This window comes from Streptomyces sp. NPDC020801 (assembly GCF_044334385.1).
Lineage (GTDB): Bacteria > Actinomycetota > Actinomycetes > Streptomycetales > Streptomycetaceae > Streptomyces.
This window is the reverse complement of record NZ_JBIRST010000003.1, coordinates 11,123-34,141: the sequence shown is the minus strand read 5'-3', so window position 1 is coordinate 34,141 and position 23,019 is coordinate 11,123. Positions and strand designations below refer to the sequence as shown.

The 23,019-nt window shown below is 74.5% G+C and carries 20 protein-coding genes; 6 read left to right on the top strand and 14 right to left on the bottom strand.

Annotated elements, in window-relative coordinates; genetic code table 11:
- Window positions 1-8 precede the first annotated feature (8 nt).
- The 4 genes from ACH4UM_RS07660 (at window position 9) to ACH4UM_RS07645 (ending at window position 2,726) form a co-directional block, all read left to right on the top strand.
- On the top strand, window positions 9-683 hold the full coding sequence (locus ACH4UM_RS07660; protein WP_398175131.1) for a helix-turn-helix domain-containing protein: 675 nt from the start codon (window positions 9-11) through the stop codon (window positions 681-683).
- Window positions 684-835: 152 nt separating this feature from the next.
- Window positions 836-1,276 (top strand): pyridoxamine 5'-phosphate oxidase family protein, encoded by a 441-nt coding sequence (locus ACH4UM_RS07655; RefSeq protein WP_398175129.1) that lies wholly within the window; start codon window positions 836-838, stop codon window positions 1,274-1,276.
- A gap of 185 nt (window positions 1,277-1,461) precedes the next feature.
- Window positions 1,462-2,205 carry a CBS domain-containing protein gene (locus ACH4UM_RS07650; RefSeq protein ID WP_398175128.1) on the top strand — a complete coding sequence of 248 codons (744 nt, stop codon included), beginning with the start codon at window positions 1,462-1,464 and terminating at the stop codon, window positions 2,203-2,205.
- A gap of 101 nt (window positions 2,206-2,306) precedes the next feature.
- Window positions 2,307-2,726: an Hsp20/alpha crystallin family protein gene (locus ACH4UM_RS07645; RefSeq protein WP_398175126.1), complete on the top strand. Its 420-nt coding sequence runs from the start codon at window positions 2,307-2,309 to the stop codon at window positions 2,724-2,726.
- A gap of 571 nt (window positions 2,727-3,297) precedes the next feature.
- Here the strand turns inward: ACH4UM_RS07645 and hypE are convergent.
- From hypE to adhE, 9 genes are all read right to left on the bottom strand, one after another.
- Entirely contained in the window at window positions 3,298-4,332 is a 1,035-nt protein-coding gene (hypE, locus tag ACH4UM_RS07640; protein WP_398175124.1) for a hydrogenase expression/formation protein HypE, read from the bottom strand.
- Window positions 4,329-5,468 carry a hydrogenase formation protein HypD gene (gene hypD / locus ACH4UM_RS07635; RefSeq protein ID WP_398175123.1) on the bottom strand — a complete coding sequence of 380 codons (1,140 nt, stop codon included), beginning with the start codon at window positions 5,466-5,468 and terminating at the stop codon, window positions 4,329-4,331. The genes hypE and hypD overlap by 4 nt, the downstream gene beginning before the upstream one ends.
- A complete protein-coding gene (locus tag ACH4UM_RS07630) occupies window positions 5,465-6,130 on the bottom strand; it encodes a CBS domain-containing protein (RefSeq protein WP_398175121.1) in 666 nt (221 codons plus the stop codon). The genes hypD and ACH4UM_RS07630 overlap by 4 nt, the downstream gene beginning before the upstream one ends.
- An 18-nt stretch (window positions 6,131-6,148) precedes the next feature.
- Window positions 6,149-7,480, bottom strand: coding sequence for a Ni/Fe hydrogenase subunit alpha (locus ACH4UM_RS07625; RefSeq protein ID WP_398175119.1), 1,332 nt, complete (start codon window positions 7,478-7,480; stop codon window positions 6,149-6,151).
- Window positions 7,477-8,286 (bottom strand): oxidoreductase, encoded by an 810-nt coding sequence (locus ACH4UM_RS07620; RefSeq protein ID WP_398175117.1) that lies wholly within the window; start codon window positions 8,284-8,286, stop codon window positions 7,477-7,479. Before ACH4UM_RS07620 ends, ACH4UM_RS07625 begins: the two co-directional genes overlap by 4 nt.
- Window position 8,287: 1 nt before the next feature.
- On the bottom strand, window positions 8,288-9,106 hold the full coding sequence (locus ACH4UM_RS07615; protein WP_398175116.1) for an FAD/NAD(P)-binding protein: 819 nt from the start codon (window positions 9,104-9,106) through the stop codon (window positions 8,288-8,290).
- Window positions 9,106-9,561 carry a Crp/Fnr family transcriptional regulator gene (locus ACH4UM_RS07610; RefSeq protein ID WP_398175114.1) on the bottom strand — a complete coding sequence of 152 codons (456 nt, stop codon included), beginning with the start codon at window positions 9,559-9,561 and terminating at the stop codon, window positions 9,106-9,108. The genes ACH4UM_RS07615 and ACH4UM_RS07610 overlap by 1 nt, the downstream gene beginning before the upstream one ends.
- Window positions 9,558-10,721, bottom strand: coding sequence for a 4Fe-4S dicluster domain-containing protein (locus ACH4UM_RS07605; RefSeq protein ID WP_398175112.1), 1,164 nt, complete (start codon window positions 10,719-10,721; stop codon window positions 9,558-9,560). The genes ACH4UM_RS07610 and ACH4UM_RS07605 overlap by 4 nt, the downstream gene beginning before the upstream one ends.
- Before the next feature lie 370 nt (window positions 10,722-11,091).
- Complete coding sequence (gene adhE / locus ACH4UM_RS07600) at window positions 11,092-13,986, bottom strand: bifunctional acetaldehyde-CoA/alcohol dehydrogenase (RefSeq protein ID WP_398175110.1); 2,895 nt, start codon at window positions 13,984-13,986, stop codon at window positions 11,092-11,094.
- 470 nt (window positions 13,987-14,456) lie between these two features.
- Here adhE and ACH4UM_RS07595 point away from each other — a divergent pair, with 470 nt between their 5' ends.
- A complete protein-coding gene (locus ACH4UM_RS07595; RefSeq protein ID WP_398175108.1) occupies window positions 14,457-15,347 on the top strand; it encodes a universal stress protein in 891 nt (296 codons plus the stop codon).
- Between the two features lie 124 nt (window positions 15,348-15,471).
- Entirely contained in the window at window positions 15,472-15,681 is a 210-nt protein-coding gene (locus tag ACH4UM_RS07590) for a hypothetical protein (RefSeq protein WP_398175106.1), read from the top strand.
- 246 nt (window positions 15,682-15,927) lie between these two features.
- Here ACH4UM_RS07590 and ACH4UM_RS07585 read toward each other — a convergent pair whose 3' ends face one another.
- From ACH4UM_RS07585 to ACH4UM_RS07565, 5 genes are all read right to left on the bottom strand, one after another.
- Window positions 15,928-16,665, bottom strand: coding sequence for a CBS domain-containing protein (locus tag ACH4UM_RS07585; RefSeq protein ID WP_398175104.1), 738 nt, complete (start codon window positions 16,663-16,665; stop codon window positions 15,928-15,930).
- A 63-nt stretch (window positions 16,666-16,728) separates the two neighbouring features.
- Complete coding sequence (locus ACH4UM_RS07580; protein ID WP_398175102.1) at window positions 16,729-19,416, bottom strand: GNAT family N-acetyltransferase; 2,688 nt, start codon at window positions 19,414-19,416, stop codon at window positions 16,729-16,731.
- A gap of 96 nt (window positions 19,417-19,512) precedes the next feature.
- On the bottom strand, window positions 19,513-19,788 hold the full coding sequence (locus tag ACH4UM_RS07575; RefSeq protein ID WP_398175100.1) for a HypC/HybG/HupF family hydrogenase formation chaperone: 276 nt from the start codon (window positions 19,786-19,788) through the stop codon (window positions 19,513-19,515).
- A 5-nt stretch (window positions 19,789-19,793) separates the two neighbouring features.
- Window positions 19,794-22,385 carry a Sua5/YciO/YrdC/YwlC family protein gene (locus tag ACH4UM_RS07570; RefSeq protein WP_398175098.1) on the bottom strand — a complete coding sequence of 864 codons (2,592 nt, stop codon included), beginning with the start codon at window positions 22,383-22,385 and terminating at the stop codon, window positions 19,794-19,796.
- Window positions 22,382-22,900 carry a hydrogenase maturation protease gene (locus tag ACH4UM_RS07565; protein ID WP_398175096.1) on the bottom strand — a complete coding sequence of 173 codons (519 nt, stop codon included), beginning with the start codon at window positions 22,898-22,900 and terminating at the stop codon, window positions 22,382-22,384. The genes ACH4UM_RS07570 and ACH4UM_RS07565 overlap by 4 nt, the downstream gene beginning before the upstream one ends.
- Window positions 22,901-23,019 lie beyond the last annotated feature (119 nt).

The following is a 23,019-nucleotide window of genomic DNA, read 5'->3' as shown; positions in this document are numbered from 1 at the left end:
GGACGGGTATGACCGAACAGGCAGTGCCGAACGCGGCGGAGGGCATGCCCCTGGGCCGCCTGGGGCGTCATCTCGCCCAGCGGCGGGCCGAACTGGGTCTGACCCGGAGGGAGACCGCAGCCCGGGCGGGCATGGCGCCCAGCTACCTCGCCTACCTGGAGGAGCAGCCACTGGCCGCCCCCGGTCCGGGCGTCCTCGCCCGGCTGGCCGCCGTCCTGCGGACCACGGTGCCCGAACTCACCGGAGGCGCCGCCGACCTGCCGCCCGGCACCGGCGGGGCCGCCCGGACGCCCCGCTTCACCGAGCTCACCCCGAAGGAGTGCTGGGCCCTGCTCTCGACGCACGGGGTGGGGCGCGTGGCCGTGCCGACCGGGTCGGGACCGGTCATCGTGCCGGTCAACTACGGCGTCGTCGACGGCACGGTCGTCTTCCGCACCGCGCCCGGCGCGACGCCGTTCCAGGCGTCGGGCTGTCAGGCGGCCTTCGAGGCCGACCGGATCGACGACGCCTTCAGCGAGGGCTGGAGCGTGCTGGTCCGCGGCCCCGCGCGGGCCGTGACCGACCCCGACGAGGTGCGCCGGCTCGTGGAACACGCGCACGGCGTGCCGTGGGCGGGCGGCCTGCGGGACGCATGGGTGCGCCTGGAGCCGCTCCGCGTCACCGGCCGCCGGATCACGGTCTGAACAGCGCCGTTGTCCGGGCCGTTGCCCGGGCCGTTCTCCGGACCGGCCGGGACCGACGGCCCTCGTCCCCGGCTCAGAACCGTCCGACGATGAAGAAAGGCAGAGCAGAGCAGCAGCAACCGGCTGTACCTGGTGGAAAGACGGACCCACTGATGTATCGCAACGACGGATTCCGCGAGCTCGAACGGCAGGAGTGCCTGCGGCTGCTGGCCAAGGCACCGGTAGGCCGTATCGTGCACACGCGGCAGGCGCTGCCCGCGGTGCTCCCGGTGAACTTCACCCTCGACGGCGACGGCGCTGTACTGCTGCGCACCTCGGCCTCCTCCGAACTGGTCCGCGCGATCGACGGCGCGGTCGTCGCCTTCGAGGCCGACGAGGTGGACGCGGTGGCCCACTCCGGGTGGAGCGTGGTCGTCACCGGGCCCGCCTCGGTGGTGACCGACCCCGGCGAACAGCGGCGACTGGCCCGGAGCGGCCCGAGCTCCTGGGCGCCCTCGCCCCGGGAGGTCTTCGTCCGCATCGAACCGGAGCTGGTCACCGGCCGCGAACTCGTCGGCGGCCGCACCTTGTACGGCCTCGACTGCTTCTTCTGAACCTCGATTTCCGCCCCTCGATTCTTCTTACCGACCACCGACCACCGACCACCGACCACCGACCACCGACCACCGACCACCGACCACCGACTTCCGATTCCCGATTCCCGATTCCCGATTCCCGATTCCCGACTTCCGAGTTCCGACTTCCGAGTCCCGACCGACCGAGCCCGCCGGAGGACGCCATGCAGGGTTCCCAGTACACCGTCGGCGACGTGATGACCCACACCGTCGTCGCCCTGGCCGGCGGAGCGATGTTCAAGGAGATCGTGCGGACGATGGAGGAGTGGGGCGTCAGCGCGATGCCCGTGCTGGACGGGCGTGGCCGGGTGGTCGGCGTCGTCTCCGAGGCCGACCTGCTGTGCAAGGAGGAGCTGCGCGACAGCGACGCGGACCTGACCGGCCGGCCGGGCGCATCTGCCCATCCCGCCGAGTCGGCGAAGGCGCGGGCGGTGACCGCCGAGGAGCTGATGAACTCGCCGGCCGTCACCGTCTCTCCGGACGCCACGCTGGGCCGGGCCGCCCGCCTCATGGCCGGGCACCGGGTCAAGCGACTGCCCGTCGTGGACGACGACGGTGTGCTCACCGGCATCGTCAGCCGTTCCGACCTGCTCAAGGTGTTCCTCCGTGGCGACGACGACATCACCGAGGAGATCCGCCGCGAGGTCGTCGGGGGCCGCTTCCCGGTCCCGCTGGAGGCGGTGCGTGTGGAGGTGCACGAGGGGGTGGTCACACTGACCGGCCATGTCCCGGACACCTCCCTGGTGCCGCTCGCGATCCGCCTGGTGCGCTCCGTCGAGGGCGTGGTGGACGTGCGTTGCGCCCTGACGGGACCGCGCCGCCGCCCCCTCCTGGAGCCCGATCTGGTCGACGACACGGAGCCGTTGCGGCCGATGGGGACCCGCCCGGGGACCGCACCGGGGCGCTGAAGGGGAGCGGGCCCACCGGGTCGCACATCGGCCCGTTCGGCCCACGCGCGGCGGCTCCGCGCGCGGGATGCTGGAAGTGCGGGGAACGAGAGGAGGGTGACATGAGCGGCGTGATCGAGCGGCTGCCGGGCTGGCCGACGCTGCCGGACCTGTTCGGCTGGGTCGAGGCCGGATTCCCGGGCTCGCATGTTGCGGGACTGCACGGCATCCGGATCGAAGAGCACATGAACGACGGTACGTACGTGCTGCGGGCCGAACTCCCCGGCATCGACCCCGCGAAGGACGTCGAGATCACCGTCAGCGAGGGGATCCTGACCCTGCGGGCCGAGCGCAGCGAGGAGGCGACGGAGAAGCACCGCACCGAGTTCCACTACGGCACGTTCGCCCGCTCCGTCCGGCTGCCGGCCGGGGCGAAGGGTGAGGAGGCGACCGCGGAGTACAAGGACGGTGTGCTGACCATCACGGTCCCGGTCCCGGAGGAGAAGACGGGCGCCAGGACCATCCCGGTGCGGCACGGCTGAGGGCGCAGGCGCCGCACCCGCAGTGCGCGGCCGGCGGTCTCCCGGCCGCGCACTCGCGCGCCCGGTCCCACCAGGGCCCGGGCGCGCGCTGCGTTCCCGGCCGGGTCCGGGCGCCGGCGCCGCCCCACCGGTACGGCCCCGAGAGGGGCCGACCCCGGACAGCCGCCGACCGCCCCGTACGTTCCCCCGTTCCCCGCATCCGGAACGCGGCCGCAGTCACCCCCCGGCTCCTGGCCCGGTCCCGGTGAACAGGCTGCGCCCAAGCCCCCGCTGGGGCCCGACAGACGGCCCATCCCCGGCCCGGTCCCGGTGAACGGGCTGCGCCCCGGTCCCTGGTGCGGTCCCGGCAGACGGGCTGCGCCCCGGTCCCTGGTGCGGTCCCGGCAGACGGGCTGCGCCCCGGCCATCGGCCCGGTCCCGCGCAGACGGCCCGGCCCCCGTCACGGTCCCGCAGACGGCCCTGGTCCTGCGCAGACGGGCCGGCCCCGCTACGGTCCCGGCAGACCGGTCGGCCCTCGGTACGGTCCGCGCAGACGGTTCCCCGGCCCCCGTCCGGCCCAGCTGCCGGGCGTCAGCAGATGCGGGGGAGTTGCTCGCCCAGTGGCATGTCGACCACTCGCCGGGCGCCGACCAGCGTGCGCAGTGTCACCCGGCCGGGCGGGCCGCCCGTGAGGACTTCGCCGATGCGGACCGCGTCCCGGCCTTCGGGCAGCGCGTGGAGGGTGGTCAGCGCTTCCTCCGCCGCCGCGGGCGCGACGAAGGCGACCAGGCAGCCCTCGTTGGCGACGACGAGCGGGTCCAGGCCGAGCAGGTCGCAGGCGGAGGCGACCGCCTCCGGCACCGGGATCGCGGCTTCCTCGATCTCGACGGCGACCCGGGAGTCCCGCGCGATCTCGTTGAGGGCGGCGGCGAGCCCGCCCCGTGTCGGGTCGCGCAGCGCGTGGATCTGAGCGCCGAGCGGTGCCAGGGCGAGGACGAGCCGGTGCAGGGGGCGGCTGTCCGAGGCGATGTCGCTCTCGAAGCCCAGCCCCTCGCGGGTGGAGAGCACCGTGGTGCCGTGCAGTCCGATCGGCGCGGACAGCAGTACGGCGTCGCCGGGCCGGGCGAGCGCCGCGGACGGACGCAGCGCCGGGTGCCGCTGCCCCACCCCCGTGGTGTTGACGAACACCTTGTCCACCGCGCCCCGGCCCACGACCTTGGTGTCCCCGGTGACCACGGGCACCCCCGCGTCCCGGGCCGCCCGGCCCAACGATTCGACCACCGCGCGCAGTTCGGCCAGCGGCAGCCCCTCCTCGACGATCAGGGCCATGGACAGGGCGAGCGGCCACGCGCCGCGCATCGCCAGGTCGTTGACCGTGCCGTGCACCGCGAGGGAGCCGATGTCCCCGCCGGGGAAGAACAGCGGGCTGACCACGAAACTGTCCGTGCTCACCACGAAGTCGGGATGGCCGGGCAGCAGCGCCGCGTCCTCCAGCGGGCCGCTCTGCCCGTCGAGGGCGGGCAGCACCAGCGCGTCCAGGAGCTCGGCGGTCAGCCGGCCCCCGGCGCCGTGGCCGAGCAGGACGACCTCGTCCTCGTGCCGGGGAGTGGGGCATACGGCGGTCATGGCAGGGGCGCTTCCTTCGTGTCCTCGGCGGGCTCGGTGTCCTCGGTGGCCTTCGTGCGGCCGGCGGCGTGGAAGGCGGCGCAGGTCCCCTCGGCGGAGACCATCGGGGCGCCGAGCGGATGACGTGGGGTGCACCGGGTGCCGTAGGCGGAGCAGTCGGTGGGCAGCCGGGCGCCGGTGAGCACCGCCCCGGCGATGCACTCGGGGTCCTCGGCGGGGCGCAGCCCATCGACCGCGAAACGGCGGGCGGCGTCGAAGCGGGCGTACTCCGGGGTCAGTTCGAGACCGCTGGCCGGCAGCGCGCCGATGCCGCGCCAGGCGCGGTCGGTGACGCGGAACACCGTGCGCACGGCGTCCTGGGCCCGGGTGTTGCCCGCGCGGCGCACGGCCCGCACGTACTGGTTCTCCACCTCGGCGCGGCCGTCCTCCAGCTGGCGCACCACCATCAGGATGCCCTCCAGCAGATCGAGCGGCTCGAAGCCGGTGACGACGATCGGCACCCGGTGCCGGGCGGCGATCGGCTCGTACTCGCGCCAGCCCATCACCGCGCACACGTGCCCGGCCGCGAGGAAGGCCTGCACCTCGCAGTCGGGGTCGTCGAGCAGCGCGGTCATCGCGGGCGGCACCAGAACATGGCTGACCAGCACGGAGAAGTTCGTCAGCCCCAGCCGGGCGGCCTGCAGCACGGCCATGGCGTTCGCCGGGGCGGTCGTCTCGAACCCGACCGCGAGGAAGACCACCTCCCGGTCGGGACGCTCCCGGGCGAGACGGACCGCGTCCATCGGCGTGTAGACGACCCGGACGTCCGCGCCCCGGGCCCGCAGCGACAGCAGGTCGGTGTCCGTGCCGGGCACCCGCAGCATGTCGCCGAAGCTGGTGAGGATCACCTCGGGCCGGGCGGCGACGGCCATCGCCCGGTCCAGCGTCTCCAGCGGGGTGACGCACACCGGGCAGCCGGGGCCGTGGATCATGCGGATGCCCGCGGGCAGCAGTTCGTCGATGCCCTGGCGGACCAGGGTGTGGGTCTGACCGCCGCAGACCTCCATGATCCGCCAGGGCCTGGTCGCGACGCGGCCCAGTTCGTCCAGCAGCCGCCGGGCCAGGGCCGGATCGCGGTACTCGTCCAGGTACTTCACAGGGGTTCGCTCAGCGCCGAGCCGCTCGCCAGACGGCAGTCGACGTCGACCACGCCCTCGATGGCGCGCACCAGGCGGGCGGCGACGGGGACCAGCGAGGTGTCCCGGATGCGGCCGGTGAGGGTGACCACGCCGTCGGAGACCCTGACGTGGATGGGCTCGAGCGGGGCGGGGAAGAGGTAGGAGACGACCTCCCGGCGGACCTCCTCGGCGATGTCGTCGTCGCTGCGCAGGAACACCTTCAGCAGGTCCCCGCGGCTGACCACGCCCTCCAGCATTCCCTCGTCGTTGACGACCGGTAGCCGCTTGACCCGGCGCTGGGCCATGATGCGTGCCGCCTCGGCGAGGGTGGCGTCGCTGTGGACGGTGACGGCCGGGGTGCTCATCAGCTCCCCGGCGGTCAGCCCGCCCGCCTTGGCCAGGTCGGACAGCCGGCGCAGCTGGGTGAACCGGTCCGGATCGCTGTCGCGGAACTCCTCCTTGGGCAGCAGATCGGCCTCGGAGACGACGCCGATCACCCGGCCCTCGCCCTCCAGCACGGGAAGGGCGCTCACCTTCCACTGACCCATCAGGTTGACGATGTCCTTGAACGGGGCGTCGCGCCCCACGGCCACGACGGTGTGCGTCATGACGTCGCTCACGATGTGCGGGCTGCCGTGCACGGTCTCCTCCTCGATGGGTCAGGTGCGGTCGACGGTGAGGTCCAGGAAGTGGGTGGAGCAGGAGATGCACGGGTCGTGGTTGCGGATGGCCCGCTCGCACAGCCGTGTCAGCTCCGCGTCGTCCACGTCCTGCCGGGCGAGGGCCGCCTCGGCGGTACGGACCAGGTCGTCCTCGATGGCGCCCTGGTTCTGCGCGGTGGGCGGCACCAGACAGGCGTCGGTCACCGTGCCCTCGCCGTCCAGCCGGTAGCGGTGGTAGAGCAGGCCACGCGGCGCCTCCGTGGCGCCGTGGCCGGTGCCCGCCACCGGGGGTACGTCGAGGTGGGGGCGGGACGGCGGCTCGTAGCCGTCGACGAGCCGCAGTGCCTCGTCGACGGCGTACACCACCTCCACCGCCCGCACGAGGACCGAGCGGTACGGGTTGCGGCACACGGCGCCCGCCCCGGGGTCGCCCAGCCCGGCGGCACGGGCCGCCTCGAGCGCGGTGGGCGACAGGTGGCGGCCGCCGACCGCGAACCGGGCCAGTGGTCCGGTGAGATGGCGCCGCCCGTCGAGCCGTGCGTGCAGCGCCGTGGAGTGCGGCACCTGCTCCTCGCGGACGTGGCCGGGAAAGTCCCGTACCGGGAAGGAGGCCACCGTGCCGTCGGTGCGCAGCACGGTCGGGGTGCCGTCCTCGATCGCGTACGTGTCCGGCGCGGCCAGGGCCAGCAGGTCGGCGTCGACCGTGGCCTCGGGGAAGTCGAAGCCCGCCACCCAGTGCACGGTCTCCCAGGCGTCGTCCGCGGCCCGCCGCAACCGCTCGGCGAGCGGCCGCAGTTCGGCCGGTGCCGGGGCCCGGTGGAAGCCGCCGAGGCGGACGTTGACGGGGTGGATGGCGCGGCCCCCGAGGAGTTCGAGGATCGCGTTGCCGGCCTGCTTCAGACGCAACCCGCGTTCGACGGCGGCGCGTTCGGTGCGGGCGAGGTCGACGGCGCTGTCGCAGCCGAGGAAGTCGGGCGCGTGCAGCAGGTAGACGTGCAGCGCGTGGCTCTCGATCCACTCGCCGCAGTACAGCAGCCGGCGCAGGGCGCGGATCGGCTCGTCGACCGTGATCCCGCAGGCGTCCTCGATCGCCCGGCAGGCACTCATCTGGTACGCCACCGGGCAGATCCCGCAGACCCGGGCGGTGATGTCGGGCGGCTCGGTGTAGGCGCGGCCGCGCAGGAACGCCTCGAAGAAGCGGGGCGGCTCGTAGATCCGCAGCCGCGCCTCCTCGACCCGAGTGCCGGCCACCCTCAGGTGCAGGGATCCCTCGCCCTCGACCCGGGCGAGCGAGCCGACGCGCAGCACACGGGAGCCTTGATGGGTCACGTCTCCTCCTCGGGCCGATGCGGCGAACCGTCCGCTCCCGCCAGCTCCCGTTCGAACGCGGTGGCGTTGAAGGTGTGCAGGAACCGCTCCACTGCGCGGTCGTCCATGCCGTCGCTGCGCAGCAGCGGGATCATCGCGGGCAGGTTCACCGACCCCGACGGTCCGAAGCAGCCGTAGCAGCCGCGGCCGTACGCCGGGCAGATCGCCCCGCATCCGGCGTGCGTGACCGGGCCGAGGCAGGGCGTGCCGTGGGCCACGGTGACGCATACCGTGCCGCGGCGCTTGCACTCGAAACACACGCTGTGGTCCGGGACGTCGGGCCTGCGGCCGGCCAGGAAGGCGGTGATCACCTCGAGGAGCTGACGCCGGTCGATGGGGCAGCCGCGCAGTTCGAAGTCGACGTCCACATGGGCCGACACGGGGGTCGAGGTGGCGAGGGTCGAAATGTAGTCGGGGCGGGCGTAGACGGTCCGCGTGAACTCCTCCACGTCGGCGAAGTTCCGCAGCGCCTGGATGCCCCCGGCGGTGGCGCACGCCCCGATGGTGACCAGGGAGCGGGACTGGGCGCGGATCTCCCGCACCCGCGCGGCGTCCTCGGGCGTGGTGACCGACCCCTCGACCAGGGTCAGGTCGTACGGCCCCGGTGTCACCGCGCCGGACGCCTCCAGGAAGTGGGCGATGCGTACCTTCCCCGCCAGCGCGAGGAGTTCGTCCTCGCAGTCCAGCAGGGTGAGCTGGCAGCCGTCGCAGGAGGCCAGCTTGAACACCGCGAGCGTGGGCGCCGATGCCGGCGCGGGCGCGGTCATCTCACAACTCCCTCACGGCGAGCAGGGATTCGGCCCGGTCCCAGGCGATCACCGGTCCGTCGCGGCACAGCAGCACGCCGCCCAGCTGGCAGTGGCCGCACGCCCCGGTGGCGCAGCGCATGTTCCGCTCCAGCGAGACGCCGACCCGGTGCGCCGGCAGCCCACGGTGCAGCAGGTCGCGGGCGGTGGCGCGGATCATCACCTCCGGGCCGCAGACGAAGGCCGCGGTGTTGCGGGGCTCGAACCGTACGCCGTTCAGCAGCGTGGTGACCACTCCCACGCGGCCCCGCCAGCCCGGCCCGGGACGGTCCACGGTGACCTGGCAGTGCGGCGGTCCGGGGGAGGCCGTCCAGGCGCGGAGCCGGTGGGCGTAGAGGAGGTCGCCGGGGGTCCGCGCGCCCACCAGGAGGTTCAGCCGGCCGTAGGCGTGCGGTGCGGCCAGTGCGGCCAGGACCACCGGCCGCAGTGGGGCGAGACCGATCCCGCCCGCGATGACCAGCAGGTCGCGGCCCGCCGCCCGGTCGAGGTCCCAGCCGGTACCGAAAGGGCCGCGCAGCCCCACCTGGGCGCCGGGGCCCAGCGCGCACAGCGCCGCCGACACCGCTCCGACCGAGCGGATCGTGTGGGTCACCTCCGGGCCGTCCACGCGGGACACCGAGACGGGGATCTCCCCGACCCCGAAGGCGTACACCATGGCGAACTGACCGGGAGCGAAGGGCGCGAGAGCTCCCGGGCCCGCCGGAGCGAGCGTGAGACTGACCGAGTCGGCCGTCTCACGGCGGGTCCGGAGGACCCGGTAGGGCACCGGGAGCTCGCTCATCACCTGCCTCCGCTGCCGTAGGGGGCGTACAGGTCCAGCAGGCGGATCCGGGCCGAGTGCAGCCGGTGCGCGACCACCCGTCCGACCCAGACGGCGATCGCGCGGCCGAATTCCGGATCCCGCTCGCACAGCTCCCGCACCGCCCCGGCGTCGAACTCGTGGGCCCGCACCGGACTCATGGCCTCGGCGCCCAGCTGCCAGACGTACGGCGGGAAGTGCCAGGACCAGCCGACCAGTTCGCCGTGGCCCAGCGACTCGATGACCGCGGCGCGCCGGCCGGGGACGTGCAGGTCGAGGGCGACGGTCCCGGTCTTGATGATCCAGAACCGGTCGGCGTGCCGGCCCTCCTCGAACAGACGGGTGCCCACGTCGAAGGAGACCTCGTGGGCGAGGGACATCAGCCGGTCCCGGTGTTCGGCCGGCAGGGCCGCGGTCAGAGTGGTGGTGGAGGTCATCGCACCTGCTCCTTTCGTTCCTGCCGCCGCAACCGGTCGGCGAGTTCGTCGTGCAGTGCCGCGGCTTCCTCGGTGATGTCGATTCCGACCGGGCACCACGTGATGCAGCGTCCGCAGCCCACACAGCCGGAGCTGCCGAACTGCTCGTACCAGGTGGAGAGCTTGTGGGTGAGCCACTGGCGGTAGCGGCTGCGGGGCGAGGCCCGGACCGGGCCGCCGGGCAGATGGGAGAAGTCCAGGTCGAAGCAGGAGTCCCAGCGCTGCCACCGCTCGGCGTGGTCGCCGGTGAGGTCGGTGACCTCCTCCGTGGTGGTGCAGAAGCAGGTGGGGCACACCATGGTGCAGTTGCCGCAGGTCAGACAGCGGGCGGCCACGTCGTCCCAGCGGTCGGCCGTCAGGGACTCACCCATCAGGGTGCGCAGGTCCACCGGCGGCATGGCCCGGCCCATACGGTCCCGGGCGGCGTCCACCGCCTCCCGGGCCGCGCCCTCCGTCCCGGGGTCGGCCGGGCGGTGCGGGATCCGGGAGAGGAGCTCGTCCCCGGCCGCGCTGCCGGCCCGGACCAGGAAGCGGTGCCCGGACGCGTCCACGAGCTCCGTCAGCGCCAGGTCGAAGCCGGCGTCGGCGGCCGGACCGCCGCCCATGGAGACGCAGAAGCAGGTGGCGCCGGGCTCGGTGCACTCGGCGGCGATCAGGAAGGCCCCCGTACGCCGTTCGCGGTAGCCGTCGTCCTGGTAGCGGCCGCCGGTCAGCACCCGGTCCTGGACCGCGATGGCCCGCAGGTCGCAGGGCCGTACCCCCAGGAAGGCGTAGGACGGCGGCGCGGGTCGCTCCCCGGTCACCGACAGCTCCCCGTCCGCCGTGCGGTCGACGCTCCACAGCTTCTCCCGCTGCGGGTGCAGGAACGTCTTCCAGGACTGCGGGCCGGCGCTGTGCGCGAAGGCGGCGCCGTCCGCCCGGCGCACCAGGCGGTAGCGGCCCGCCTCCACCTCGGTGCCCCAGCCGAAGGGCAGCTCGTCGGCCGACGTCAGCTCGGCGAGGACGACGGCGCCGTCCCGCACGGTCGGTCCGACGACCGTGCGTCCCTGCGCGCCCAGCGCCTTGATCAGGGCGTCCAGACCGGTCCGGTCCAGCACGGCGGTCGTGCGGCTGTCTGTCATCGTTCCCCTCCGCAAGGCATGGGGGCTGCTGCCTTCAGCCTCTGCCAGGGCGGGCCGCGCCGCCACGGGCCGCCCGGTCCCCGGCCGGGGGTCCTTCGGCCCCAGTGCGGGCGGCGGGCACCGGGAACCGGCTCCGGCGTGCGGGGGCGGGCGGCGAGGGCCGGGTTCCGCTCCCGTCCGGGGCCATGCGTGGACGGGAAGGACCACCCGCTTCTCGCGGATCCGGATTGCGCGGTGCGCGGCCGGTGGTGCCGCTTCCCCGCGTCCTTCAGGGGTCCTTCCCGTCACATCCAGCACACCACACCGGCTGCCGCGGTACCAGGGCCGTTCGGCCCCAAAGCGGCCCTGGTACGGCTCGCCGGGGCGGCCCCTAGCCGAAGTAGGCCGCGCGCATCAGCCGTTCCATGTCGGCCAGCATGGGCATCCGGGGATTGGCCGGCGCGCACTGGTCCTCGTAGGCGTTGAGCGCCTGCTGGGGGAGCGCCCGGAGGAAGGCCTGCTCGTCGATGCCGAGGGCCTGGAACGCCGGCTCGATACCGACGGCGTCCCGCAGCTCCTCCACGGCGCGGGCGAGGGACTCCACGCCCTCCTGCGGGGTGGCGGCGGGCAGGCCGAGCGCGTGGGCGATCTCCTGGAAGCGTTCGGGTGCGCGGTAGTTCTCGTACTTGGGCCAACCGGTGAGCTTCGTGGGCACGGTGCCGTTGTAGCGGATCACGTGCGGCAGCAGGATCGCGTTGGTGCGGCCGTGCGCGACGTGGAACGTGGCGCCGAGGGTGTGCGACATGGCGTGGACGATGCCGAGGAAGGCGTTGCCGAAGGCCATGCCCGCGATGGTGCCGGCGTTGTGCATCTTCTCCCGGGCCTCCGGCCGCCCGGCACGGTCGTTCACCGCGGCCTCGATGTTGCCGAAGATCAGCCGGATGGCGTGCAGGGCGAGGCCGTCGGTGAAGTCGTTGGCGTAGACGGACACGTACGACTCGATGGCGTGGGTCAGGGCGTCGAAACCGCTGTCGGCGGCCAGGGCCGGGGGCAGGGCGGTGGTCAGCAGCGGGTCGACGATGGCCACGCTCGGGGTGAGCGCGTAGTCGGCCAGTGGGTACTTCTTGCCGGTCGCCGGGTCGGAGATGACGGCGAACGGGGTGACCTCCGCACCGGTGCCGGACGTGGTGGGGACGCACACCAGGCGGGCCACCTTGCCCAGGGTCGGGAAGCGGAACGCACGCTTGCGGATGTCGGAGAACTTCTGCCGCATGTCGGCGAAGTCGACGTCCTCACCCGCGGCCTGGCGCTCGTACAGCAACCACATCACCTTGGCGGCGTCCATGGGCGAGCCGCCGCCGAGGGCGATGATCGTGTCCGGGCGGAAGTCGCCCATCAGGCGCGCCCCGCGCCGCACCGAGTCGATGCTCGGCTCCGGCTCCACATTGTCGATCACCTGCACGGTCACCGGCTCGCGCCGGCGCTGCAGGACGCGGGTGACCCGGTCCACGAAGCCGAGCCGGGTCATGGTGGCGTCGGTGACGATCGTGACGCGGTGGACGTCCGGCATGGAAGCCAGGTAGCGGATGGACTGCGGCTCGAAGTAGATCTTGGGCGGCACCTTGAACCACTGCAGGTTGTTGCGGCGCACGCCCACCCGCTTGACGTTCAGCAGCTGGGCGGCGGAGACGTTGTTGGACACCGAGGTGCTGCCCCAGGAGCCGCAGCCCAGGGTCAGCGACGGCAGCAGGCTGTTGTAGATGCCGCCGATCGCGCCCTGCGAGGAGGGGGCGTTGACGATGATCCGGACCGTCTTCATGCGCCTGCCGTATGCCTCCGCGAGCGCGGGATCCTCGGTGTGGATGACGGCACTGTGGCCCTGGCCGTGGAAGGCGACCATGTCGGCGGCCAGGTCGAAGCCCCGCCGCTCGTCCTCGGCGCGCAGCACGGCCAGGACGGGGCAGAGCTTCTCCCGGGTCAGCGGCTCGTCCGGACCGACCCGTTCGGCCTCCACCAGGATGATCGAGGTGTCCTCCGGCACGGCGAACCCGGCCTGCCCGGCGATCCAGGCCGGAGAGCGCCCGACGGCGGCGGAGTTGACGCGGGGCTCGCAGGCGCCGTCCGCGCCGCCGGCGGCGGGGAAGAGGAAGGCCTCCAGCTTGGCCTTCTCCTCGGGCGTGGCCACGTGGGCGTGCAGCGCGCGGAACTCGGCCAGCGCCTCGTCGTAGATCCCGGTGTCGAGGATGACGGCCTGCTCGGAGGCACAGATCATGCCGTTGTCGAACGACTTGGACAGCACCAGGTCGTTGACGGCCCGGCGCAGCCTGGCGCTGTGGTGGACGTAGGCCGGGACGTTCCCGGCGCCCACGCCGAGAGCCGGCTTGCCCGCCGAGTAGGCGGCCCTGACCATGGCGTTGCCGCCGGTGGCCAGGATCAGTGAGACGCCCGGATGGTGCATCAGCGTGCGGGTGGCCTCGACGGACGGGGACTCGATCCACTGGACGCAGTGCTCCGGCGCCCCCGCGGCCACGGCGGCGTCGCGCACGATGCGGGCCGCCTCGGCGCTGCAGCGCTGGGCGGAGGGGTGGAAGGCGAAGACGACGGGGTTGCGGGTCTTCAGCGCCATCAGGGCCTTGAAGATGGTGGTGGAGGTCGGGTTGGTCACCGGTGTCACCGCGCACACCACACCCACCGGCTCGGCGATCTCGACCATGTCCTCGATGTCGTCGCGGGCGATGACGCCGACGGTCTTCATCGGACCCATGCTGTGCGTGACGTGCTCGCAGGCGAACATGTTCTTGGCGGCCTTGTCCTCGAAGACCCCCCGCCCGGTCTCCTCGACCGCCAGGCGCGCCAGCGCGGTGTGCCGGTCCAGGGCGGCGACCGAGGCCTTCTTGACGATGTGGTCCACCTGCTCCTGGGTCAGCCCCTCGTAGTCCGCGAGCGCCTTGAGACCGTCCGCCACCAGCCGGTCCACGGCGATCACGATGTCGGTGGGCGCCTCGACGGCGGCCCCGGTGCCGGGGCGTGTCGTGGCGCCGGCCTCGGTCTCCGGGGGTGTCGCGGGGTCGGCCTCGGTCTCCGGGGGTGTCGTGGCGGTGGTCCCGGCCTCGGGCGGTGTCGCGGTGGCGGCCCCGGTCCCGGGGCGGGTCGCGGCGGTGTCCTCGGTCTCCGCGGGTGTCGTGGCGGTGTCCTCGGTCTCCGGGGGTGTCGTGGCGGTGACCCTGCTCCTGGCCGGTGCCTTGGCGGCGGCCTTGGTCTCGGTACCGGCGTTCTGTCGGGTCATGGCGATGAGCCTCCACTGTCGGGTGCCGCCGCACATGCGGGGCGGCGCAAGGACGGGAGCGACACCGCGGGGGATCGGTGCCACTCCCTGATCCCACTGTCGTCCCGGCCGGGGCGCCGATCCAGGCGCCGATGGTCCCCTCCGGGGCCCGTGCGGCCCGGGCCGGATGGCCGGACGGCCGAGGTCCTCAGGGGCCGCATCCGCCGACCGCCGGTACCTCTGCCCGCCCCGGCCCGGCCCGGGCCGGATGGCCGGACGGCCGAGGTCCTCAGGGGCCGCATCCGCCGACCGCCGGTACCTCTGCCCGCCCCCGCCCGGCCCGCATCCGCCGGTCCGCCGTCCGCCGCCCGACGGGCTCCAGGGCCCAAGGGGCCCCCGAGTGGGCCGCGCGGCCCTTGGGCCCATGGGGTGGCGGTGGGCAGGCTGGATGGGCAGGAGGGTCCATCGGGTCGGATTGCGGAAGGCACGTCATGCTTCGGAATGTCGCGGCAGGGGTCGACGGAACGCCGGAAAGCCTCGCGGCCGCCCACTGGGCGGCGCAGGAGGCCCTGCGCCGTGGGGTCGCGCTGAGTCTCGTGCACGCCTGGCGCAGTCACCCGCGTCCGGCGCCGTACGTCCCGCTGGGCAGTACCGAGCACCAGTGGGCCGAGCAGCTGCTGAAGGAGGCGGTGGACAGTGTTCGCGCCGCCCATCCCGTGCTGGGCATCTCAGCCCGCACGGTGTGCGAGGCGCCGGTCCCCGCGCTGCTCACGGCGGCGGAGGAGGCGGAGCTGCTGGTGCTGGGCTCGCTCGGCCTCGGCGGCCTGGCCGGCTTCGTGACCGGCTCTGTGTCCCAGCGGGTGGTGGGCCGGTGCACACGCCCGGTGGTGCTGGTGCGGGCGGGGCAGAGCACCGCCGACGAGCACCTGCCCGCGGTGGACGGTGTCGCCCCGGAGGAGATTCCCGAGATCCCCTTCCGCGCGGTCGTCCTCGGTCTCGACCTCAGTCAGCCCTGCGACGAACTCCTCGAGTTCGCCTTCGACGCCGCCCGGCGGCGCGCGGCCGACCTGCGTGTCGTCCACGTCTTCAAGGCCCCGTCGGGCCCGGTCCCCGGTCCGGGTGGGCCCGCGGCAGAGGAAGAGGCCCTCGTAGCGGCCCTGCGTCCCTGGCGCGGGAAGCACCCGGACGTCTCCGTGACCGAGACGGTCGTCGAAGGACGCGCGGGCGCGGAACTGGTCCGGGCCGCCACCGGCGCCGGTCTCGTCGTCGTGGGGCGCCGGACCGGCACCGGTCGCGCCGGACCCGGTCCCCACATCGGCCCCGTCACGCACGCCGTCCTGCACCACGTCCACTGTCCCGTCGCCGTCGTCCCGCACCCCTGATCGGGCACTCGGCCGTCAGGCAAGGGCCGTTCACGGCCTCGAGCCGGACCGTTCGGCTCAAGCGCCGCCCCGCGCCGCGCAGTTCGCTGGAAGTGAGCCGAACGACGGCGAACCGAGGGGAGCGATGACAGTGGGTACGAGTCTCACACCGGAGTTCTGGGAGCGGTTCGCGCTCCTGCTGTTCGCGGCCATGGGCGTGACGTTCGCCCTCACCGCCGCCCTGGACGCGCTCGCCGTCCGGCTGCTCGGCCGTCGCGCGCACCGGCCGCCGGGCCGGTCCGCGCACCGGCCGGAGCGGGCCGGGCACCACAGCCGCACCTCCGTCGGCTGCTGAGGGCATCCGCACACGGGTGCACAGTCAGCCGTGCGACCGTACGGAGATACGGCGGTGCACGGATGCGCCGGTGCACGGATGCGCCGGTGCACGGATGCGCCGGTGCACGGATGCGCCGGTACGGCGAACCGCGAGGCGGTTCCCCTCGGTCCCGACCCGATCCGAGGGGAGCCGCCTCGCGGCTGAGTGCTGCTTCTCGTTGGTCCGGATTGGTCCGGACTGATCCGGACTGATCCGGACGTCCGTTCACAGCCCGCGCAGCCAGTCGTCGGCCACGCCGTGCAGGGCCTGTTCGGCCGGCTTCAGGCGCGAGTCGTCGAGCCGGTACGTCAGGTGGTCGACGACGTCCACGACACCGTCCAGCCTGCTCGTCATGCCGAGCGCGACGGGGATGTCACTGCGCCGCTCCAGCTCCCCGGTGAGCGTGACCACGCCGTCCTCGACCGTGGTGTCGACGATCCGCGGGGTCAGCCACAGCGTGTTCACGAGCACCTCCCGCTGCACCTCCCGCCGGATCTCGTCGTCCGTGCGCAGGAAGACCCGCAGCAGGTCGCGGCGAGTGACGATGCCCAGCAGCCGGTTCTCCTCGTCCACCACGGGCAGTCGCTCGATCCGGTGCCCGGCCATCAGCCGGGCGGCCTGGGAGACGGTGGCGCCGGCGCGCACGGTGACCGCGGGCGCCGACATCACCTGGCCGGCCGTGCCCGCCCGGCCGCCGCCCGGACCCCGGCGCACCCGGTGGCCCAGCCCGTGCAGCCGGCCGCTCCAGCCGTCCCGGGCCCGGTCCGGCCGGGGCGGGCGGGCCTGGCGGAGCATGAGGTCCGTCTCGGAGACCACACCGAGGACCCGGCGGTCCTGGTCGATCACCGGCATCCCGCTGACGTGGTGGTCCTCGAGCCTGCGTACCACTTCCTTGAACGGCGTGTCGCGGTCGGCGGTGACGACGTCGCACGTCATCACGGCGCCGATCCTCGTGGCCTTCATTGCTGGTCCTCCTCGCTCGGTTCGCTCGGTTTCCATCGGTTCCCCGGCCCGTCGTGGTCCGGGTCAGCGCAGCCGGCGCAGATACGGGTCGTGGGGGTGCCGCGGCACCAGCCGCACCCGGACGTCGAGCGCGGTGACCCCGTGCGGTCCGGCCAGCACCGGGTTCAGGTCGGCCTCGGCGAGCTGTGGCAGGTCGCAGGCCATCCGGGACAGGCGGTGCAGCAGCTGCTCCAGGCCCTCCAGGTCGACGGCCGGGGTGCCGGCGTAGCCGAAGAGCAGCGGGGAGCAGCGCGGTGAGGTGATCAGTTCGCGCACATCGCGGTCGGTGAGCGGGGCGAGCCGGCCCGCGTGGTCGGCGAGCAGCTCGGTCGCCGTGCCGCCGAGCCCGAAGACCACCAGCGGTCCGAACACCTCGTCCTGCACCACACCGGCGAACAGCTCCGTGCCGCGCTCGGCGAGGGGCTGGACCACCACGCCGGTGAGCCGGTCGCCGAACCGGGTGACCAGGTCCCGGTGGGCGGCCCTGACCTGGGAGGCGTTCTGCAGATCGAGATGGAGGGCGTGCTGCTCGCTCTTGTGCAGCAGGCCGGGCCAGTGCGCCTTCAGCACGACACGTCCGTCGGGGCCGGCCAGCCGCCCGGCGGCCGCGACCGCCTCGTCCTCGTCGCGGGCCCAGGCCCACTCGATCTGCGGGATGCCGTAGCAGCCGAGGAGTTCGGCGGTGGCCCGCGGGTCGAGCCAGCCGCCCTCGGGTTCGGCGGCCAGGAAGGTCGCGACGAGCGCCCTCGCCCGATCGCTGTCCACGTCCGTCAGTTCCGCCACGGAACCGGGCAGTTGGGCCAGCCAGTGGGCACGGGCTGCGGCGTGTGCCAGGGCGCGGGCGGCGTCCTCCGCATCGCAGTAGGCGGGCACCCTGCCTCCGCCGTGCGCGTCGAGCAGCTCGACCCGGGCCGCCTGCGCGGGCAGGACCGCGGCGACCGGCCGGGGCCGCGGGCCGGGTTCGCCGGTCAGCGCCCGGACCAGGTCCTCGCCGGTCGCCGAGGCGATCGCCGTCGGCACGAGCACCACCAGGACGGCGTCGACCGCACCGTGCCGGGCCAGCCGCCGCACACAGGCGCGCAGCTGCTCCTCGCCGACTGCCGCGGTGGCGTCCACCGGGTTGGTGGCGGTGGCTCCCTCGGGCAGCAGGGCGAGGAGCTCGTCCACCAGGCCGGCGGCCAGCGGCGGCACCACGAGCCCCGCGTCCGCGCACGCGTCGGCGGCGAGCACGCCCGCCCCGCCCGCGTTGGTGACCACGGCGACCTTCGTGCCCGTCGGCAGCGGCTGGGAGTGCAACAGGGCCGCCGCGTCGATGAGTTCGCCGATCGTCCGGGTGGCCGTGACCCCGGCCTGGGTGAACAGCGCCTGCCGGGTCATCGTGCGGGTGGCGGCCGCCGCCGTGTGCGAGGCCGCGGCCCGGCGCCCGGCCTCGGAGCGGCCCGCGTCCACGGTCAGCACAGGCATCGTTCGGGCCACCCGGCGGGCGGTACGGGAGAAGGCACGCGGGTTGCCGAAGGACTCCAGGTGGAGCAGCGCCAGGTCGGTGTGCTGGTCGCCCTCCCACCACTGCAGCATGTCGTTGCCGCTGACGTCGTACTTGTCGCCCAGCGAGACGAAGCTCGACACGCCGATGCCCAGCCGGGCCAGCCCGTCGAGCAGGGCGATGCCCACCCCGCCGGACTGCACGGCGACACCGGCCGTGCCGGGCCCCGGATGCCGGGCGGCGAAGGTGGCGTCCAGGCGGACCGCGTCCTCGGTGTTGGCCAGCCCCAGGCAGTTGGGGCCCACCAGCCGCATCCCGTAGCGGCGGCACGCGCCGGTCAGGACGCCCGCCTGGTGGGCGTCGAGACCGGCCGTGACGACCAGCAGGGCGCCCACGCCGGCCTTCCCGCACTCCTCGGCCACCTCGGGCACGGCGGCGGCGGGGACGGCGACGACGGCGAGTTCGGGCACCTGCGGCAACTCGGCGACGGACGGGAACGCCCGCACCCCGGCGACCGAGACCGCCTCGGGGTGCACGGCGAACAGCCGCCCGGTGAAGGACCCGGTGCGGATGTTCCGCAGGACTGCGCGCCCGACCGACCCCGGCCTGCGGCCCGCGCCGATCACCGCGACGGACCGGGGCCGCAGCAGCGGCCGCAGGCTGACCACGTCGGCGAGCCGGCCACGGGTGTCCACGGCCCGCAAATAGTCCTCGTCCTCGGTGAGTTCGACCACGCAGTGCACCTCGGGGCCGTCGTAGCGGCGGGTGACGCGCAACCCGAGGTCGTGGAAGACCTTGAGCACGTCGTGGTTCTCCGCCAGCGCGTCGGCGGTGAACGTGGTGACGCCCGCCGTGCGGGCGGCGTCCGCGAGGTGTTCGAGCAGCAGCGTGGCCACCCCGCGGTGGTGCCAGTCGTCGGCGACGGCCAGCGCGACCTCGGCCGCGGTGCCGTGCGGCTCGGCCTCGTACTCGGCCAGTCCCACCAGCCGGCCGGCGTGCTCGGCGGCCAGGGCGCGGTAGCCGGGGCGCGGCGGGCCGGCCACCCGGTCGGCGGCCTGCCCGGCGGAGGCACGGCTGACGGAGAAGAACCGCAGCCTGAGATTGTCGTCGGACATCTCCTCGTACAGGCGCAGCACCTCGTCGTGGTCGCCGGGGCCCGCCCGCCGTATGCGGACCGTGGTGCCGTCGGTCAACAGGGCATGCACCGGCGATTGCTGATTGTCGGTCATCTCACGCTCTCCCTCCGGGCGATGGGGTTCAGCGTGCTGGCGACGGTTCCTGGACCACAGGGGCCGAGCGGTCCCGGAGCCGGGCCCGAGCGGCCCTCACCGCCCCTCCGCGCGGTCCGGCAGCGGCTCGCCCAGCTCGCCCCGCACCGCGTCCGCCATGGCCCGCAGCACGTCGAGGGTGCGCTCCGCCTCCGCCTCGTCGACCTCGGTGATGGCGAAGCCGACGTGCACGACGACGTACGTGCCGACGTCCGCACCAGGGGTGTAGGCGAGGCACACCTCGCGGCGTACACCGCCGAAGTCGACCGTGCCCATCCGTACGCCCGCCTCCTCGCGGACCTCGCTGATCCGGCCGGGGATGCCCAGGCACATCGCGTTCACTCCTCCCGGGACAGCAGGGCGGAGGCCACCGCCGCCTGCCCGTAGCTGATGCCGCCGTCGTTGACCGGGACCGCGTGTCCGGTCAGGACCCGCAGCCCCCGGGCGCGCAGCAGCCGGCTCACGTCGGCCAGCAGGCGCCGGTTCTGGAAGCAGCCGCCGCCCAGACACACCGTGCGCGGACCGCCGGCGGCGACGACCCGCCCCACCAGCGCGTCGGTGACCTCGGCGACGGTGGCGTGGAAGGCGGCGGCCGACCGCGCCACCGGGGTGCCGGCGGCGAGCCCTTCGAGCAGGGCGGCGAGCGTGGGCGAGGGGTCGTACACCCACAGGCTCCCCGCCCGGGTCAGCCGCCAGGGCAGCGCGGGCACCCGCAGGTCACCGGCCGCGCTCTCAAGGGCGAGGGCCGCCTGACCCTCGTAGGACACCGTGTCCCCGAGGCCGAGCAGGCTCGCCACGGCGTCGAACAACCGGCCCGCGCTGGAGGCCTGCGGGCAGTTGACGGACCGCTCCACCATGGCCCGGACCGCGCGCACCTCGCGTGCCGGCAGACGGCCGGTGAAGGGCAGGGCCGGCCCGGGGCCGGGCCGCGGCCCGCCCAGCGGCTCCGCTCCGAACAGGTAGCCGAGCGCCATCCGGGCCGGGTGCCGGACCGCGGCCTCCCCGCCGGGCAGCGGGGCCCGCGCGAAGCGGCCCACCCGGCGGTAGCCGGTCAGGTCGGCCACCAGGATCTCGCCGCCCCACAGGGTGCCGTCGTCGCCCAGCCCCAGGCCGTCGTAGGCCACGCCGACGAAGGGCCCGGTCAGCCGGTGCTCGGCGGCGACCGCGGCGACGTGCGCGTGATGGTGCTGCACGGCGATCCGGCGCGTGACGGGCAGCCCGCGCGCCCACTGCGTGGACAGGTACCCCGGGTGCAGGTCGTGCGCGACGGCCGCGGGCTCGATCCCGGTCAGCCGCGCCAGATCCGCGTACGCCGCCTCGAACGCCTCGTACGTCGTCGCGTCGGCCAGGTCCCCGGTGTGCGGCCCGAGATGAGCCCGGCCGCGCTCGGCGAGAGTGACCGTGTGTTTGAGCTGAGCCCCGGCCCCCACCAGGGGGAGAGCGGCGGGAGCCGGGAGCGCGAGGGGTGCGGGCGCGTAGCCCCGGGCGCGGCGCAGCATCAGCGGGGTGCGCCGTACCACCTGGACGACCGAGTCGTCGTAGCGGGCGCGGATCGGCCGGTCATGGCTCAGGAACCCGTCGACGACCCCCGAGAGCCTGCTGTGCGCCTCGGCGTCGTCGGTGGCGATGGGCTCACCGGACAGGTTCCCGCTGGTGACCACCAACGGCCGCCCCAGCTCGCGCAGCAGCAGGTGATGCAGCCCGGTGGTCGGCAGGAAGAGCCCGACGCGGTCGGTGCCCGGGTGGACCGACGGCGCGAGGGCGGGGTCGGTGACCGGGTCGTCCGGGGGGACGGCGGCGGTACGGGCGGGGTTGGTGCGGGGTTGGTCCGGAGGGATGGCGGCGCGGGCGGGGTCGGCGCCCGGTTGGTCCGGGGGGACCGGTCCGCGGTCGGTGCGCGGGTGGTCCGGTGAGCTTCGGGCGGTGTCGCGCGGCGTCGGCAGCGGACCCAGGGGGGCCGGCGCAGACGGGACGGCGGCGCCGGCCGCCCGGCGCGCCGGCCGGGGAGACGTCCGGCGCGGCGTACGGGCGGCGAGCAGCACCACGGGCCGCTGCGGCGAGACGAGCACCGCCTCCTCGGTGCGGCTGACGCGCGCGAGCCGCCGTGCGTCGGCGAGATCGCGCACCATGACCGCGAACGGCTTGGCCGGCCGGCGCTTGCGGCGGCGCAACTCGGCCACCGCCGCGGGGTCGGTGGCGTCGCACACCACCTGGTAGCCCCCGAGCCCCTTCACCGCGACGATCCCACCCGACGCGACGACCGCCACGGCCGCCCGCAGCGCCTCCTCGCCCACGACCTCCCGCTCCGCCGGGCCGTCACCCCGGGTCCGCGCCCGCGCCTCGTGCCAGGCGAGCCGGGGCCCGCAGGCCGGGCAGGCGAGGGGTTCGGCGTGGTAGCGCCGGTCCGTGGGGTCGGTGTACTCGGCCCGGCACGCGGGGCACAGGGCGAAGTGGCGCATCGTGGTGCGCTCGCGGTCGTAGGGGAGGGCCTCGACAACGGTGGCGCGGGGCCCGCAGTCGGTGCAGTTGATGAAGGGATGGCGGTGGCGGCGGTCCGCCGGGTCGAACAGTTCGCGCAGGCAGGCCGCGCAGATGGCCGCGTCCGGCGGGATCTCGCGGGGCGCGGCGGAGGGTTCCGTACCGCTGGGCCGTACGAGGAAGCCGTCGTGCGGACCGGCGGCGTCACCGGGAGCCCGGGTGACCTCGACGCGGCGGACCGCCGACAGCGGCGGCGGGTGCTTGCGCAGGCTCGTGACCAGGTCGCGCAACGCGGCCGGGCGGCCGGAGGCGACCAGTTCGACATGGCCGTCGACGTTGCGCACCCAGCCGTCCAGACCGAGCGCGGTCGCTCTCCGGTGGACGTAGGGCCTGAAGCCCACGCCCTGCACCCGTCCGAAGACCTGCACCCGCCGGGTGATCCGCTCGCTCATGGCACGTCCTCACGCCCGGCGGTGGCCGTGTGTGCCCGGTACCGCGCGATCTCCGCCGCCACACGGTCCGCCAGCGGCTCAACCTGCGCCGCGACCGGGGCCGACAGGCCGGTGCCCTGCGTGTGGTCGGCGCCCTCCACGGCGTACACCACCAGGCGCCGGGGCAGCCGGTCCAGTACGCGGGAGAGCTCGACGGCCTCGCCCAGGCCCAGGCCGTGCGAGCTGGTCGTCCCGGCGTGTGGCAGCCGGGTGTCGTCCAGGGCCAGCCGGTGCACACGCCCGGGATGGCAGGGCTCGGCGTGCGCGGCGTCGACGACGACCGCGAGGCCCGCGTTCTCCCACAGCCCGAGCAGCCGCGCCGGCTCGCCGTCGCTCGTCTCCAGGACGGTGCCGGGCGGCAGCGGACGGTCCGGCGGGCGCTGCCGGAGGCTGGCCAGCACGGCCCAGCCCACACCGTCGTCGCGGCGGAAGGCGTTCCCGACGCCGACGACCACGATCCGCGGGGACACAGCCATCTTTCCGCTCCCTCACTCGGGCCGTGCGATCAGCCTGGCCCCTGAGCGCACCCGCCGGGATGGGCCGAACGTCCCCGGAAGGGGCCGAATCGCCCTCGCGCTCGCCAGCGCCGGGTGCG